Consider the following 13714-nt stretch of genomic DNA (forward strand, 5'->3'; position numbering starts at 1 on the left):
CACCCCTCGTCGCTAGGCTAAGGGCTTTCCCCCGCGAGGACGGACCTGTGCGCAAGCCGCTGCAGACGAGCTTGCTGGCAGCACTGCTGCTGGCCGGATTCCACCACCCGATACTGGCCGCCGATGCCAAGCCGCCCGCCGCGGCGGAGGCGCCGGGCGCCAGCGACGGCTTCCATCTGCCTGCCTTCCCCGCCGACGCGCATGTTTCGCAGTCCGTCACGGTGGGCGGCCGCACGCTGAAGTACACCGCCACGGTGGGCTCGCTGCCGGTGCGCGACGAGAAGGGCAAGGTGATCGCGCAGGTGATGTTCACCGCCTACACCATGCCAGGGAAGAACCGCCCGGTGACCTTCGCCTTGAACGGCGGCCCCGGCGCCTCCTCGGTCTACCTCAACCTCGGCGCGATCGGCCCGAAGAAGGTGAACTTCGGCGTCGAGGGCGACAACCCCTCCGATCCGGCCGTGCTGCACGACAACCCCGGCACCTGGCTGGGCTTCACCGACCTGGTGTTCATCGACCCGGTGGGCACCGGCTTCAGCCGCGCGCTGGTGGACGACAAGCAGGCCACCAAGGATTTCTACAGCACCGGCACCGACATCAAGTACCTCTCGCGCATCGTCTACGACTGGCTGGTGAAGAACGGCCGGATGGAGTCGCGCAAGTACCTGGTGGGCGAGAGCTACGGCGGCTTCCGCGGCCCGCGCATCACCGACTACCTGCAGACCCAGCTCGGCGTGGCGATGAACGGCGTAGTGCTGCTGTCGCCCTACCTCGACCCGGCCGCGTCGGACGACGAGAACGTCTCGCCGCTGCCCTGGATGCTCACCCTGCCCTCCATCGCCGCCGCGCACCTGGAGCGCGAGGGCAAGCTCAGCGCGCAGGCGATGCAGTCGATCATCGACTACACCCGCACCACCTACGCCACCACCCTGATGCAGGGCCGCAGCAACCCGGCCGCCACCGACGCGATGATCAAGAAGGTCGCCGCGCTCACCGGCCTGGACCCGCTGTTCGTGCAGCGCTCCGGCGGCCGGCTGGAAACCCAGGCCTACCTGCGCGAGGTCTACCGCGCCGAGGGCAAGCTGGGTAGCCGCTACGACTCCAACGTCACCGCCTGGGACCCGTTCCCCTACGCGCCGCACCAGCGCTCGGGCGATCCCATCCTCAACGGCATCATCGCGCCCACCACCACGGCCATGGTGAACTTCGTGACCCAGACCGTGGGCTGGAAATACGACGGCCGCTACAACGCGCTCAGCTACGACGTGAACCGCCTGTGGCACGAGGACGAGGACGCGAACCTGGGCTCGGTGAAGCAGTTGCGCGAATCGGTGGCGAACGACCCCGGCCTGCGCGTGCTGATCGCCCACGGCTGGGACGATCTCTCCTGCCCGTTCATGGCCTCGGTGCTGATCGTCGACCAGATGCCGGCGATGGGCGACCCCACCCGCGTGCAGGTGAAGGAATATCCCGGCGGCCACATGTTCTACGCCCGGCCGTCCAGCCAGTCCGACCTGCTGCGCGACGTGAAGGCCTTGTACGGCGTGCAGTGACCCTTGCATGCGGCGCCCCGGCCCGCCCGGGGCGCGGGGCGCGCAAGGGCCATTCCGGGAAGCCGCCCGCTTCCCGGAACGGGCGGCCGGGCGCGCACGGCGCGTGGTATCGTGACGGCGCGTCACGATCCACCACATCAGCCGATGAGGTGTCGCCATGAAAGCCGTCCTGACCAGCCTGTTCGTGGTCCCGTTCGCGCTTGCGGCCCTGCCCGCCGCCGCCGGGACCAAGCCGCGAGCCCCCGCCTACACCCCGCTGCGCCCGGTCGCCGACTGCCTGCGCACCGACCGCATCAACGAGTGGCATATCGTCGACGCCCGCACGATCACGGCGCGCACCGGCCCGGTCCGCTACCTGGTGAAGTTGCAGACCGCCTGTCCGCGGCTGAGTTACGGGCCGCCGGTGCTGCTGTTCCATTCCAACGCGGCCAACCAGGCGGTGATCCCGTTCAGCATCTGCGGCGAGGCGGGCGAATCGGTGCGTGCGCGCGACCAGCCGCCGTGCGCGATCCAGTCGGTGCGCAAGATCGACAAGGCCGAGTTCGACAAGCTCGGCGCGCACGCCGGCCGCAGCGGCAGCGGCGCGAACCAGCCCACCCAGCCCTGACCTGAGCCAAGCCGCCCCACCACAACGAAAGAGCCCGGCATTGCCGGGCTCCTGCTTCGTCCATCGTCGCGGCGCGGGTCAGTCGCCGTCGTAGTCCCCGTCCTCGCGCACGTAGCGCGCGGGGTAGCCGTCGTCGTACACCACGGTGCGGGTGACCACGCGGCGGGTCACCACCGGCGCGCTTTCATACACCACGGTGGGCGGCCCGTAGACCACCGGAGCCGGCCCGTAGTAGACCGGTGCCGGCGCCAGCGCATTGCTGACCAGGCCGGCCACTGCACCGGTGACGATGGCACCGGCGATCCAGCGGCCGCCGCTCCAGTGACCGCCATGGTAGCCACCGTGGTAGCCGCCGCGGTAACCGCCATGGTAGTAGCCGCCGCCGTGGCCCCAGCCACCGCCATGACCCCAGCCATGCGCGGACGCACTCAGCGGCATTGCCACTGCGGCAGCCACGGCCAGACCGATCGCCATCCACTTGCCGACATTGCGCTTGGACATGACACCTGCCTCGGGTTGGTTTTGCGGGGTTGATGCTCGGCTTCCGGCACTTAATGTGGACTGAAGGGTTCAGCTTTTTGGGCGGGCCTCGTCCCACGGGTTGAACGCCGCTTCAGCCTTGCGATGGCGGAGCAGCCAGCAGCCGTGGATGTCGGCGCGGCGGGCGAAGTCGAACGGGATGCTGGCGGCGCTCCAGTCCTCGATCTCGAAGTGCTCCGCCAGGGCCGTTTCGTCCAGCTTGAAGCGGCGAAAATTGTTGGAGAACACGATCACGCCGTCGTTGACCAGCCGCTCGCCGCAGGCTTCCAGCAGCGCCACGTGATCGCGCTGCACGTCGAAATCGTCGGCGCGCTTGGAGTTGGAAAACGTCGGCGGGTCGACGTAGATCAGGCCGTAGTGCCCGCGGTCCTGACGCAGGAAGCTCAGCGCGTCGGCCTGCATCAGCCGGTGCTTCGCGCCGGTGAAGCCGTTCAGCGCGAGATTGCCCGAGGCCCAGTCCAGATAGGTGGCCGACAGGTCCACGCTGGTGGTGTCGCGCGCGCCGCCCGCCGCCGCGTACACGCTGGCGGTGGCGGTGTAGGCGAACAGGTTGAGGAAGCGCCTGTTCGCCGCCAGCTCGCGCAGCCGGGCGCGCACGAGGCGGTGGTCGAGGAACAGGCCGGTATCCAGGTAGTCGGTGAGGTTGACCAGGAATTTCAGGCCGCCCTCCTCCACTTCGACGAACTCGCCGCGCTGGTCGAACTGGCCGTACTTGGAGCCGCCCTTGCCGCGCTCGCGGGTCTTGATCGCGATGCGTTCGCGCGGCACCGCAAACACCTCGCCGGCCACGCGGGCGATCTCGCGCAGGCGGAGGCGCGTGGTTTCGGGCGGCACCTCGGCCGGCGCGCGGTATTCCTGCACGTGCAGCCAGGTATCGCCGCCGTCGCGCGCGTAGACGTCGATGGCGGCGGCGTACTCGGGCAGGTCCTGATCGTAGGCGCGCCAGCAATGGATGCCTTCGCGTACGAGGCGCTTGCGCAGGTGCCTGTGGTTTTTCTCCAGCCGGTTCTTCAGCATCTGTGCGCCGGCGGAGAGCGGCTTCGGCTCGCGCGGAGCCTCGTCGCGCGCGCGGATTTCGAAGGTGAGCAGCTGGGTTTCCAGCGCGCCGTTGTACAGCGCGTATTTCTTCTCCGCATGCAGGCCCAGTGCGCGGCCCAGTTCCGCATCGCCCGCCAGCACGGCGGCGCGCCAGCCGGCGAACCGCATGCGCAGGCTCTCGCCCAGCGCGTGGTACAGCGCGGGCATCTGCGCGCGCTCGCCCAGCCGCTCGCCGTACGGCGGATTGGTGATGACCAGGCCGCGTTCCACGCCGGCCGGCGGCTCGGCATGCGCCACGTCGCGCTTCTCCAGCGCGAGGAAGCCGGCCACGCCGGCCTCCTGCGCGTTGCGCTTGGCGGTCTGCACCATGCGCGGGTCGGCGTCGCTGCCGAAGAAGCACGGGCGCAGTTGCGTCAGGCCGGTTTCGGCGCGCTGGCGCGCCTCGTCCAGCAGGCCGCGCCACAGCGCGAGATCGTGCTGCTGCCAGCCGAGGAACCCGTAGTAGTCGCGGCGCCAGCCCGGCGCCACGTCCGCCGCCATCAGCGCGCCCTCGATCAGCAAGGTGCCGGAGCCGCACATCGGGTCGAGCAGGGCGCCGCCCGCCGCGTAGATCTCCGGCCAGCGCGCGCGCAGCAGCATCGCGGCGGCGAGGTTCTCCTTCAGCGGCGCCTCGCCCTGCAGTTCGCGCCAGCCCCGGCGATGCAGGGGGCTGCCGGCGAGATCCAGCGACAGCGTGGCGCGGTCGCGCTTCAGGCGCAGGTTGAGGCGCACGTCCGGCTCCTCGGTGTCCACGCCGGGACGGGTGCCGCCCTGCTGGCGGAACTGGTCGACCACGGCGTCCTTCACCCGCTGGGCGATGAACTGGCTGTGCGTGAGCTTGCTGAGCGCGGTGTGCGCATCCACCGCCAGCGTGGCGTGCGCGGCGAGGTGCTGCGACCAGTCGATGGCCTGCACGCCGGCGTACAGCGCGTCGTCCGTCGCGGCATCGAACTCGGCCAGCGGCAGCAGGATGCGGCTGGCGAGCCGCGACCACAAACATGCGCGGTAGGCGGTTTCCAGCGGCCCCTCGAAATGCACGCCGGCCAGCGCCTCGTGCGCGTCCTGCGCGCCCAGCGCCGCCAGTTCGTCGCGCAGCAGGTATTCCATGCCCTTGGGGCAGGTGGCGAACCAGCGGCTCATGCCAGCGCTCCCAGCAAGGTGTCGAACTGCGCGGCGATCATCTCCATGCTGGCCAGCAGGCGATGGTCGTCGTCCAGCAGCAGCAGCGGCAGGCGGTGGCTGGCGGCAAACGCCTGCACGGCATCCACCGGGCACAGCTCGTCGCGCCAGCCGTGGACCAGCAGCGTGGGCACGCCGGCACGCAGTGCCAGCGCCTGCCCGCTGCCGGGAACCGCCGGCGGGGTGGCGAGCAGGAACAAGGCCGCCACCGGCGCTGCCAGCGAGGCCAGCGCCGAGGCGAACGCCCCCATGCTGGAACCCACCAGCACCGGCGGCGTGGCGCAGGCCGCGATGGCCGTGCGCAGCTGCGCCACGCGCGGGGCCACGGCATGCGCGTAGCCGCCGTCGTCGTGTGCGCGGAAATCCGGGCGCTGCGTGCGCCAGCCCTGCGCCTCGGCGCGGGCGGCCAGGGCGCTGATCTTGGAGGCCTCCGGGCCGGAGCCGGAGCCGTGCGAAAGGATGATGTGGCCGCGCATGGCGGTCTCCGTGGGTGATGGGTGCGCGTGCCGCGGTTGTCCATGATAGCGGGCCGCATGCGAGACTCCGCGCATGCCCATGCTCGCGATCCACGACCAGCCCCTGCCCTACGTGGCGAAACTGCCCGAGCGGCCCGCCGCCGCGGTGACCCTGGCGGTGATCCACTGCACCGAACTGCCCGACCTCGCCGCCGCCCGCGAATACGGCGAAAAAGTGCTGTACGACAGCGGCGCCGGCAACAGCGGCCACTACTACATCGACCGCGACGGGGCGGTATACCGCTATGTGCCCGGCACGCGCACGGCGAACCACGTGCGCGGCTGGAACCCGCAGTCCATCGGCATCGAACTGGTGAACACCGGCCGCTACCCCGACTGGTTCGACTCGCGCCGGCAGACCATGACCGAGCCCTACACCGCGGCGCAGATCGCCGCCCTGCGCGCCCTGCTGGCGCAACTGCGCACCGAATTCCCCAACCTGCACGAGATCGCCGGCCACGAGGACCTGGACACCGCCCGCGTGCCGGCCAGCGACGATCCCGGCAGGACCGTGGCGCGCAAGCTCGACCCGGGCCCGCTGTTCCCGTGGGACCAGGTGCTGGCAGGCAGCGGGCTGCAACGGATCGCGGCAGCTTCCACGGCGGCCGACGGCAAGTAAAAAGGCCGCGTTCGGAACCCCGCAAGTCCGCCCCGGCTCCGGGCAGGGAATCGCGCACCGCTATAATCGGCGCTTTCGTCCCGCAGGAACCGGTCACCGCATGCGCGAAGCACACGTCAAAGAACTGGTCGAACTGCTGCAGCTCGAGCGGCTGGAGGACAATCTGTTCCGCGGGCAGAGCCGCGACATCGGCACCCGCTTCGTGTTCGGCGGCCAGGTGCTGGGGCAGGCGCTGTCGGCGGCGCAGCAGACCGTCGACCCTTCGCGCGAGGCGCACTCGCTGCATGCTTACTTCCTGCGCGCCGGCGACATCGACGCGCCGATCGTCTACAGCGTGGAGCGCGCCCGCGACGGCGGCTCGTTCTCCTCGCGCCGGGTGCTGGCGATCCAGCACGGCCAGCCCATCCTCAACGGGTCGGTTTCCTTCCAGGTGCCGGAAAAGGGCTTCGAGCACCAGGTGGCGATGCCCGAGGTTCCCGCGCCGGAAGATGTGGAACCGATGCGCCCGCTGCCGCCCGACGAACTGGCCAAACTGCCGGTGAAGCTGCAGCGCTGGCTGGGCATCGACGGTCCGTTCGAGTTCCGCCTGGTGTGGCCGCGCGACGAGATGCACCCGGTGAAGCGCCCGCCGATCCAGCACATCTGGTTCCGCCTCGCCGCGCCGATCGGCGATTCGCCGGTGCTGCATCGCGCCCTGCTGGCCTACGCCTCCGACTTCCACCTGATCGGCACCGCCACGCTGCCGCACGGCATCTCCTACCTCACGCACAACGTGCAGATGGCCAGCCTCGACCACGCGCTGTGGTTCCACCGCCCGTTCCGGGTGGACGAGTGGCTGCTGTACTCCTTCGACAGCCCCACCGCCCAGGGCGGCCGCGGCCTCGCACGCGGGCAGATCTTCAGCCGCGACGGCCGGCTGGTGGCCTCCACCGCGCAGGAAGGCCTGATCCGCCTGCGCGGGGGCTGAGTAAAATCACGCCATGCGCCAGATCTATACCTCGCCCCGCCCCGAAAACATCGACCGCGTGGTCTCCCTGATGTCCGAACACGGCATCGAGGCGTCCGTGGAAAACCGCTCCAACTGGCGCAAGCCCGGCCACCGCCGCTTCAGCTACCGCGACCCGATCGACGACCGCAGCAGTTGGGAACAGGTGTGGATCGCCCGCGCCGACGACTATCCGCGCGCCCGCGCGCTGCTGCGCGAGCTGGGCATCGAGCCGGTGGTGCGTTTCGGGCAGGACCTGGCCGAATCGCGCAATCCCACGCCGCAGGCACGCCGCCGGTATACCGTGGCGCGGGTGCGCCGCATCGTGCTGCTGGCGATCCTGGGCATCGTGGCGATGATGACGCTGCGCTACCTGCACATCTTCTGAGACCCGCCCCGGGCAAAAACCGCCACCGGGCCGCGCGGAATCCGGCGGCCATGGCCTGCGGGCGGCCCGCCGCAAGGGCTCGTGCCCGCCAGATGCGCGCACCCCGACTCCGGCCTAGAATCGGGCCATGCGCTCCGAACACGTCCGCCTGTTCCAGACCCTGCCGCACGCCTGCGGCTACTACGCCGAGCGCACGGCGCAGAACCTGGTGATCGACCCGGCTGCGCCGCAACTGGACCGGCTGTACGGGCCGGCGCTGGAGCGCGGCTTCCGGCGCGCCGGCGGCCACCTGTACTTTCCGCACTGCCCGGAGTGCAACGCCTGCACGCCGTGCCGCATCGACGTGGCGCAGTTCCAGCCCGACCGTTCGCAACGGCGCTGCCTGAAGCGCAATGCCGACATCACGGTCACCGAATGCCGGGCCGGCTACAACGCCGAGCGCCACGCGCTGTACGAGACCTACCTGCGCCAGCGCCACCCCGGCGGCGGCATGGACGAGGCGGACGCCAGCGACTTCCGCCGCTTCCTCACCGCGCCGTGGAGCCCCACGGTGTTCCTGGAGTTCCGGCTCGGCCGGCGCCTGCTGGGCGTGGCGGTGACCGACGTCTGCCGCACCAGCCTGTCGGCGGTCTACACCTTCTTCGACCCCGCCGAAAGCGCGCGCGGCCTGGGCACCTACGCGATCCTGCAGCAGGTGGCGATGGCCACGCGACGCAAGCTGCCCTGGGTGTACCTGGGTTTCTGGATCGAAGGCCACCCGAAGATGGACTACAAGCGCCGCTTCCGGCCGCTGCAGCTGCGCACGGCCGAGGGCTGGCAGCCGATGCCCTGAGGCGGCCCCGCCGCCTCAGCCCGCGCCGGCTCCCGGCGGATAGGGAAACAGCTTCACCAGCGGCACCGAGATGCCGTCGTCGCCGACCACGCGGCAATGCGTGCGGTCGAGCTGGCGCGGATCGTCCACGCCGCAACTGTGGGCGATGATGCCCACTTCGTGCATCACGTTGCGCGCGTAGTTCGCCACCTTCTCGGTCTTGTCGCTGACCACCAGGCCGCGCTGCAGCCTGGGGTCCTGCGTGGTGATGCCGGTGGGACAGGTGTTGCGGTTGCACTGCAGCGACTGGATGCAGCCCAGCGCCAGCATGAAGCCACGGGCGGAGTTGACGAAGTCCGCCCCCGTCGACAGCGCCCGCGCCACGTCGTAGGCGGTGATGCACTTGCCCGAGCAGATCACCTTGACGCGTTCGCGCAAGCCCTTCACGACCAGCGTGTCGACCAGCGCGGGCAGCGCCTCGTGCAGCGGCAGGCCCACGCCTTCCATCAGCGTCTGCGGCGCGGCGCCGGTGCCGCCTTCGGAACCGTCCACGACGATGAAGTCCGGCGCGCTCTCGATGCCGCGCCGGTGCACCTCGTCGCACAGCTCCGCGATCATGTCCATGTCGCCGAACACCGCCTTGAAGCCGGTGGGTTTGCCGGTGAGCTCGCGGATGTGGTGGATCGCGTCCAGCAGCTGCGGCACGTTGGCGATGTCCAGGTGCCGGTTCGGGCTCTGCGAATCCTGCCCCACCGGAATGCCGCGGATCTCGGCGATCTCCGGGGTCACCTTCGCCGCCGGCAACAGGCCGCCCATGCCGGGCTTGGCGCCCTGGCTCAGCTTGATGCTGACCATCTTCACCTGCGGGTGCGCGCAGACCGCCGCGAGCTTGCCGTCGTCGAGCCTGCCGTCGCTGGTGCGCACGCCGTACTTCGCGGTACCGATCTCGAACACGATGTCGCAACCGCCTTCGAGGTGGTATGGCGCGAGGCCGCCTTCGCCGGTGTCCATCCAGATGCCGGCCTTCGCCGCGCCGTGCGACAGCGCGCGCACCGCGGGCGCGCCCAGCGCGCCGAAACTCATCGCGGAGATGTTGAAGAACGCGGCGTGGTCGTACGGTTCGCGCGCGTAGGGGCCGATGCGCACCGGCTTCGGCTTCACGTGGTGGTCGCCCAGCGCCGGGAAGGCCGCGTTGACGAAGAACGGCACGCCTTCGGCGCGCAGGTCGCGGGTGGAGCCGAACGCATTCGTGTTCTCCGCGTTCTTCGCCGCGCGGTATATCCACACGCGCTGGGCGCGGTTGAACGGCAGCTCCTCGCGGTCGCTGGAATACAGGTACTGGCGGAAGAACTCGCCCAGGCGCAGGAAGCCGTAGCGGAAGTGGCCGATCACCGGGAAATTGCGCAGCACCGCGTTCGCGGTCTGGTTGCGGTCCAGCACCCACACCGACGCGGCCACCACCACGGCCATTACCAGCAGCAGCACGAACAGCGCCGCGAAGGTTTCCACCAGCACCACCAGCCAGCGCGCGAATCCCGTCGATTGCATGTGCCGCTCCCGTGCGTTGCAGGAAATACCGATCGCGCCGAGCGTAACTCGCGCAGCGGGCGAAGTCGAAGCGCCGCGCCCGGCATGCCCTTCGACCTTGCGCCTGCGGCGCGACACCGGGGCGAACGGTGTCGCGATCGGCGCATCGGCCGCGCGGCCGGTCTAGAGCTCCACGCGCAACTGTGCCGCCGCGCGCACGGCCTTGGCCCTCGCCGCCTCGATGCTGGCGTCGCGCGCCAGCGTCACCGCCATGCGGCGGCGGCCCTTCACCTCGGGCTTGCCGAACAGGCGCAGCTGCGTGTCGGGCTCCGCCAGCGCGGCCGCCACGCCGTGGTAGCGCGGCGCGCGGCCCTCCCCCTCCACCAGCACCGCGCACGAGGCCGAGGGACCGAACTGGCGGATCGCGGGAATCGGCAGGCCCAGGATCGCCCGCGCGTGCAGCGCGAATTCCGACAGGTCCTGCGATATCTGGGTGACCAGGCCGGTGTCGTGCGGGCGCGGGCTGACTTCGGAGAAGATCACCGTGTCGCCCTTGACGAAGAACTCCATGCCGAACACGCCCCAGCCGCCCAGCGCATCCGCCACGGCCGCGGCCTGGCGCTGCGCCTCGGCCAGCGCCTGGTCGCCCATCGGCTGCGGCTGCCACGACTCGCGGTAGTCGCCGTCCTCCTGGCGATGGCCGATGGGCGCGCAGAAGCTGGTGCCGTTCTTGTGGCGCACGGTGAGCAGGGTGATCTCGTAGTCGAAATCGACGAAGCCTTCCACGATCACCCGCCCCTGACCGGCGCGACCGCCGGACTGCGCGTAGTCCCAGGCATGCTGCAGCCCGGCTTCGTCGCGCACGACGCTCTGGCCCTTGCCCGAGGAACTCATCACCGGCTTGATCACGAACGGGTAGCCGATGTCGGCCACGGCGCGGCGGTAGTCGGCCTCGTTGTCGCAGAAGCGGTACGGCGAGGTGGGCAGTTCCAGTTCCTGCGCGGCCAGCCGGCGGATGCCCTCGCGATCCATCGTCAGCCACGCGGCGCGCGCGGTGGGGATCACGTGCAGGCCTTCGCGTTCCATCTCCACCAGGGTGGGCGTGTGGATCGCCTCGATCTCCGGCACCACCAGGTCGGGATGCTCGGCCTCGATCACGCGGCGCAGCGCGGCGCCGTCCAGCATGTCGATCACGTGGCTGCGGTGCGCCACCTGCATCGCCGGCGCGTCGGCGTAACGGTCCACCGCGATCACTTCCACCGCATAGCGCTGCAGCTCGATCGCCACCTCCTTGCCGAGCTCGCCGGAGCCCAGCAGCAGCACGCGCACGGCATGGTCGGAATGGGGTGTGCCGAAGGGTTTCACGGGCGGGCTCCGTCATTGGGCGGGAGCGCATTGTAGGCGGATCGCGACCGCTTCCGCGGCGTCGCATGATTTTGCTGCGCCGCGCATTGACCCTGCCCCACATCCCCCTTCCACTGCGGATTCCCGTCTCGCAGACCCACTTCATGGGTCGTCCGATCGCCTGGTTCCGGCTGGCGCTTTGCCTGGTCTGCATGTTCGCCATCCCGGTGCAGGCCCGGGATGCGGTCGCCGCTCCCGCCGACGCGGAAGACACCTGGATGAGCGTGCTGCTGGGCGGCCGCAAGATCGGCAGCCTGCACGTCGAACGCCAGCGCGACGGCCGCACGGTGACCACCATCCAGACGTTGACGATCCTGCTCACCCGCAACGGCAAGAGCATCCCGCTGGCGAACACCATCCGCAGCGTGGAAACCCCCGACGGCCGGCCGCTGGGCTTCGGCGCACGCACCACGATGTCGACGATGGACAGCGTGGTCGAGGGGCTGCGCCTGCCCGATGGCCGCTTCGAGGTCGACCTCGTCGTGGGCGGCGCCACGCAACGGGAAACCATCGACTGGCCATCCGATGCCTTGCTTGCCGAAGGCCAGCGCCTGGCCATGCAGGCCGCGCAGGCGCGACCGGGATCGCATTATCTGCTGCCGGCGTTCGACCCGGCCAGCCGCCAGGTGATCGATGCCCAGGTGGACGTGCTGGGCGAGGAGCTGGTGTCCTTGCCGGACGGCCCCGAACGGCTGAGCCACCAGCGCCAGCGGCTGCACCAGGCCCGCGGCGACCAGGTGATGGACCTGTGGCTGGACCGGGAGGGCCGGGTGCGCAAGGGGCTGGTGGCCATGCTGGGCAGCTCCATGGAGATGGTGGCCTGCAGCCGGGCCTGCGCCGAGGCGCCGGCGCAGAGCGTGGACATGTTCCGCGCGGCGATGGTGGCGTCGCCGCGGCCGCTGACGCCCAACCTGCGCAACAACTCGTTGCGTTACCGCGTGCACGTCGAAGGCGATGCGGCGCAGCCGCTCATCGATACCGACGAGCAGCGCATCACCCCGCTGGGCCACGGCGACTGGCAGATCGACACCGGCGGCCCGCATGCGCACGGGCAACCGCCACCGCAACCCGGCGACCTGGCGGCGAATGCGTGGCTGCAGTCCGATGCGCCGCTGATCCGGGAACTCACGGCGAACGCGATCGGCAAGGCCGCCACTCCGCACCAGAAAATGCGCCGGCTGTACAACTTCGTCGGCAGCTACATCACCCAGCACGGCCTGGACGTGGGTTACGCCTCCGCGCTGGAAGTGGCGAACACCCGCCAGGGCGACTGCACCGAATTCGCGGTGCTGCTGGCAGCCATGGCGCGCGCCGCGGGCGTGCCGGCACGCGTGGTGACGGGGATGGTCTATGCCGACCGCTACGGCAAGGCGTCCCGCGTGTTCCTGCCGCATGCATGGGTGCAGGCATGGGTGGGCAACCGCTGGCAGAGCTACGACGCCGCCCTGCGCCAGTTCGACAGCACCCACGTCGCGCTGGACAGCGGCGACGGCGATCCCTGGCACTTCTATGGAGTGACCGACCTCTTTGGCCGCCTGCGCATCGACAGCATCAAAGCCGCGCCGGAGATCTTCGATGCTCCCATCGACAACGCGCCGGCGCCCGCACCGTCCACCGGCATTTCAGGAAACGGCGCGGGTCCGGGTGGCGACGGCGGCTGATGCCCAGCCGTACCGGGCACGCTGGCTCAACGCGAGCGGGAAGCCGCCATGCCCAGCTCCGGCAACCTGAGCTCGCGTCGCGTGCCGTGGTCGTCCACCAGGTACACATGTCCGTCGCGGCGGGCCATCGCGGCGATGCCGCCGGCGGCGGCGGGCCCCAGCCGCTGCAGCGGGCGGCCATCGGCAGCGTCATACACGGTCAACTGGTCGGTATCGGCGTCGGCGACCAGCAACCAGTCGTGGCCGGCATCCTGCCAGCGCATCAGTTGTCCGGAACCCGACGGCGGATGCGCCAGGCCGAAACCGCCGGACACGATCGCCACCAGGGCCGCCCACAGGATCAGGGCCGCCAGCCAAGGACGGTGAGGCGTGGTTGCAAGCGCGGGCATGCGCCCATGCTCGTACCGCGGCATGACAGCCGCATGACGCCGCGATCAGCGGCCATCCCCGCGCGGATGCAGCGCCAGCCCCAGCGCAATCCAACCCGCCACGAACGCCACGCCGCCGAACGGCGTCACGATGCCTACCCAGCGCGGCGCGCCCAGGGCCAGGGCGTACAGGCTGCCGGCGAACAGCACGATGCCCAGGGCGAACGCCGCGGTCGCGCAGCGACCGGCGCGCCCGCTGCCGAGGCCTGTCGCGGCGACCAGCGCCAGCGCATGCCAGGCGTGGTACTCCACTGCGGTGTGCCACAGTTCGCGATGGGCCGGGTCCAGCGTGCCGCGCAAGGCGTGTGCGCCGAACGCGCCCAGCAGCACCGCGCTGGCGCCGGCGAGGCCGGCGAGCAGGCCGGCGCCGCGTCGGCGTACGGGAGGATGGACAGTTTGTCGCAGCATGGCCGGGCTCCG

At 70.5% G+C, this 13714-nt stretch carries 14 protein-coding genes; 7 read left to right on the forward strand and 7 right to left on the reverse strand.

The genetic code is table 11. The features are described 5' to 3' along the window. Positions 1-47 precede the first annotated feature (47 nt). Together PCA_RS11480 and PCA_RS11485 are read left to right on the forward strand one after the other, a co-directional pair. Entirely contained in the window at positions 48-1553 is a 1506-nt protein-coding gene (locus PCA_RS11480) for a peptidase S10 (RefSeq protein WP_181302749.1), read from the forward strand. A gap of 157 nt (positions 1554-1710) precedes the next feature. Then, positions 1711-2160 carry a DUF6491 family protein gene (locus PCA_RS11485; RefSeq protein WP_181302750.1) on the forward strand — a complete coding sequence of 150 codons (450 nt, stop codon included), beginning with the start codon at positions 1711-1713 and terminating at the stop codon, positions 2158-2160. A gap of 78 nt (positions 2161-2238) precedes the next feature. Here PCA_RS11485 and PCA_RS11490 read toward each other — a convergent pair whose 3' ends face one another. The 3 genes from PCA_RS11490 to PCA_RS11500 all read right to left on the reverse strand — a co-directional run bounded on the left by PCA_RS11490 (position 2239) and on the right by PCA_RS11500 (position 5432). Beyond that, positions 2239-2661 (reverse strand): hypothetical protein, encoded by a 423-nt coding sequence (locus tag PCA_RS11490; protein WP_181302751.1) that lies wholly within the window; start codon positions 2659-2661, stop codon positions 2239-2241. Between the two features lie 69 nt (positions 2662-2730). After that, positions 2731-4917: a bifunctional 23S rRNA (guanine(2069)-N(7))-methyltransferase RlmK/23S rRNA (guanine(2445)-N(2))-methyltransferase RlmL gene (gene rlmKL, locus PCA_RS11495; protein WP_181302752.1), complete on the reverse strand. Its 2187-nt coding sequence runs from the start codon at positions 4915-4917 to the stop codon at positions 2731-2733. After that, on the reverse strand, positions 4914-5432 hold the full coding sequence (locus PCA_RS11500) for an alpha/beta fold hydrolase (protein ID WP_181302753.1): 519 nt from the start codon (positions 5430-5432) through the stop codon (positions 4914-4916). Before PCA_RS11500 ends, rlmKL begins: the two co-directional genes overlap by 4 nt. Before the next feature lie 73 nt (positions 5433-5505). Here PCA_RS11500 and PCA_RS11505 point away from each other — a divergent pair, with 73 nt between their 5' ends. From PCA_RS11505 to PCA_RS11520, 4 genes are all read left to right on the forward strand, one after another. Further along, complete coding sequence (locus PCA_RS11505) at positions 5506-6090, forward strand: N-acetylmuramoyl-L-alanine amidase (RefSeq protein ID WP_181302754.1); 585 nt, start codon at positions 5506-5508, stop codon at positions 6088-6090. Positions 6091-6190: 100 nt separating this feature from the next. After that, complete coding sequence (gene tesB, locus PCA_RS11510) at positions 6191-7057, forward strand: acyl-CoA thioesterase II (RefSeq protein WP_181302755.1); 867 nt, start codon at positions 6191-6193, stop codon at positions 7055-7057. A gap of 13 nt (positions 7058-7070) precedes the next feature. Next, positions 7071-7463, forward strand: a complete 393-nt coding sequence (locus tag PCA_RS11515; protein ID WP_181302756.1) for a hypothetical protein — start codon at positions 7071-7073, stop codon at positions 7461-7463. Between the two features lie 127 nt (positions 7464-7590). Next, on the forward strand, positions 7591-8295 hold the full coding sequence (locus PCA_RS11520; protein ID WP_181302757.1) for an arginyltransferase: 705 nt from the start codon (positions 7591-7593) through the stop codon (positions 8293-8295). 15 nt (positions 8296-8310) lie between these two features. Here the strand turns inward: PCA_RS11520 and PCA_RS11525 are convergent, their stop codons facing one another. Continuing rightward, the gene (locus PCA_RS11525) at positions 8311-9822 is read right to left on the reverse strand and encodes an FMN-binding glutamate synthase family protein (RefSeq protein WP_181302758.1); all 1512 of its coding nucleotides are present in this window, start codon (positions 9820-9822) and stop codon (positions 8311-8313) included. 162 nt (positions 9823-9984) lie between these two features. Next, on the reverse strand, positions 9985-11166 hold the full coding sequence (gene purT / locus PCA_RS11530; protein ID WP_181302759.1) for a formate-dependent phosphoribosylglycinamide formyltransferase: 1182 nt from the start codon (positions 11164-11166) through the stop codon (positions 9985-9987). A gap of 143 nt (positions 11167-11309) precedes the next feature. Between purT and PCA_RS11535 the strand changes: the two genes are divergently transcribed. Next, positions 11310-12866 carry a transglutaminase-like domain-containing protein gene (locus tag PCA_RS11535; RefSeq protein WP_181302760.1) on the forward strand — a complete coding sequence of 519 codons (1557 nt, stop codon included), beginning with the start codon at positions 11310-11312 and terminating at the stop codon, positions 12864-12866. A gap of 26 nt (positions 12867-12892) precedes the next feature. On the opposite strand, the gene PCA_RS11540 is transcribed toward PCA_RS11535, so the two are convergent. Both PCA_RS11540 and PCA_RS11545 read right to left on the reverse strand, forming a co-directional pair. Continuing rightward, a complete protein-coding gene (locus PCA_RS11540) occupies positions 12893-13255 on the reverse strand; it encodes a hypothetical protein (protein WP_181302761.1) in 363 nt (120 codons plus the stop codon). A 45-nt stretch (positions 13256-13300) separates the two neighbouring features. Further along, on the reverse strand, positions 13301-13702 hold the full coding sequence (locus PCA_RS11545) for a DUF423 domain-containing protein (RefSeq protein WP_181302762.1): 402 nt from the start codon (positions 13700-13702) through the stop codon (positions 13301-13303). Positions 13703-13714 lie beyond the last annotated feature (12 nt).

The sequence above is a fragment of the Rhodanobacter sp. PCA2 genome (assembly GCF_013620825.1).
In the GTDB taxonomy this organism is placed as follows: domain Bacteria; phylum Pseudomonadota; class Gammaproteobacteria; order Xanthomonadales; family Rhodanobacteraceae; genus Rhodanobacter_A.

Excerpts from the sequence above, each read along its gene's own strand:
- PCA_RS11485 (WP_181302750.1), top strand. The coding sequence starts at position 1,711 with ATGAAAGCCGTCCTGACCAGCCTGTTCGTGGTCCCGTTCGCGCTTGCG.
- PCA_RS11490 (WP_181302751.1), bottom strand. The coding sequence starts at position 2,661 with ATGTCCAAGCGCAATGTCGGCAAGTGGATGGCGATCGGTCTGGCCGTG.
- rlmKL (WP_181302752.1), bottom strand. The coding sequence starts at position 4,917 with ATGAGCCGCTGGTTCGCCACCTGCCCCAAGGGCATGGAATACCTGCTG.
- PCA_RS11500 (WP_181302753.1), bottom strand. The coding sequence starts at position 5,432 with ATGCGCGGCCACATCATCCTTTCGCACGGCTCCGGCTCCGGCCCGGAG.
- PCA_RS11505 (WP_181302754.1), top strand. The coding sequence starts at position 5,506 with ATGCCCATGCTCGCGATCCACGACCAGCCCCTGCCCTACGTGGCGAAA.
- tesB (WP_181302755.1), top strand. The coding sequence starts at position 6,191 with ATGCGCGAAGCACACGTCAAAGAACTGGTCGAACTGCTGCAGCTCGAG.
- PCA_RS11515 (WP_181302756.1), top strand. The coding sequence starts at position 7,071 with ATGCGCCAGATCTATACCTCGCCCCGCCCCGAAAACATCGACCGCGTG.
- PCA_RS11520 (WP_181302757.1), top strand. The coding sequence starts at position 7,591 with ATGCGCTCCGAACACGTCCGCCTGTTCCAGACCCTGCCGCACGCCTGC.
- PCA_RS11525 (WP_181302758.1), bottom strand. The coding sequence starts at position 9,822 with ATGCAATCGACGGGATTCGCGCGCTGGCTGGTGGTGCTGGTGGAAACC.
- PCA_RS11535 (WP_181302760.1), top strand. The coding sequence starts at position 11,310 with ATGGGTCGTCCGATCGCCTGGTTCCGGCTGGCGCTTTGCCTGGTCTGC.
- PCA_RS11540 (WP_181302761.1), bottom strand. The coding sequence starts at position 13,255 with ATGCCCGCGCTTGCAACCACGCCTCACCGTCCTTGGCTGGCGGCCCTG.
- PCA_RS11545 (WP_181302762.1), bottom strand. The coding sequence starts at position 13,702 with ATGCTGCGACAAACTGTCCATCCTCCCGTACGCCGACGCGGCGCCGGC.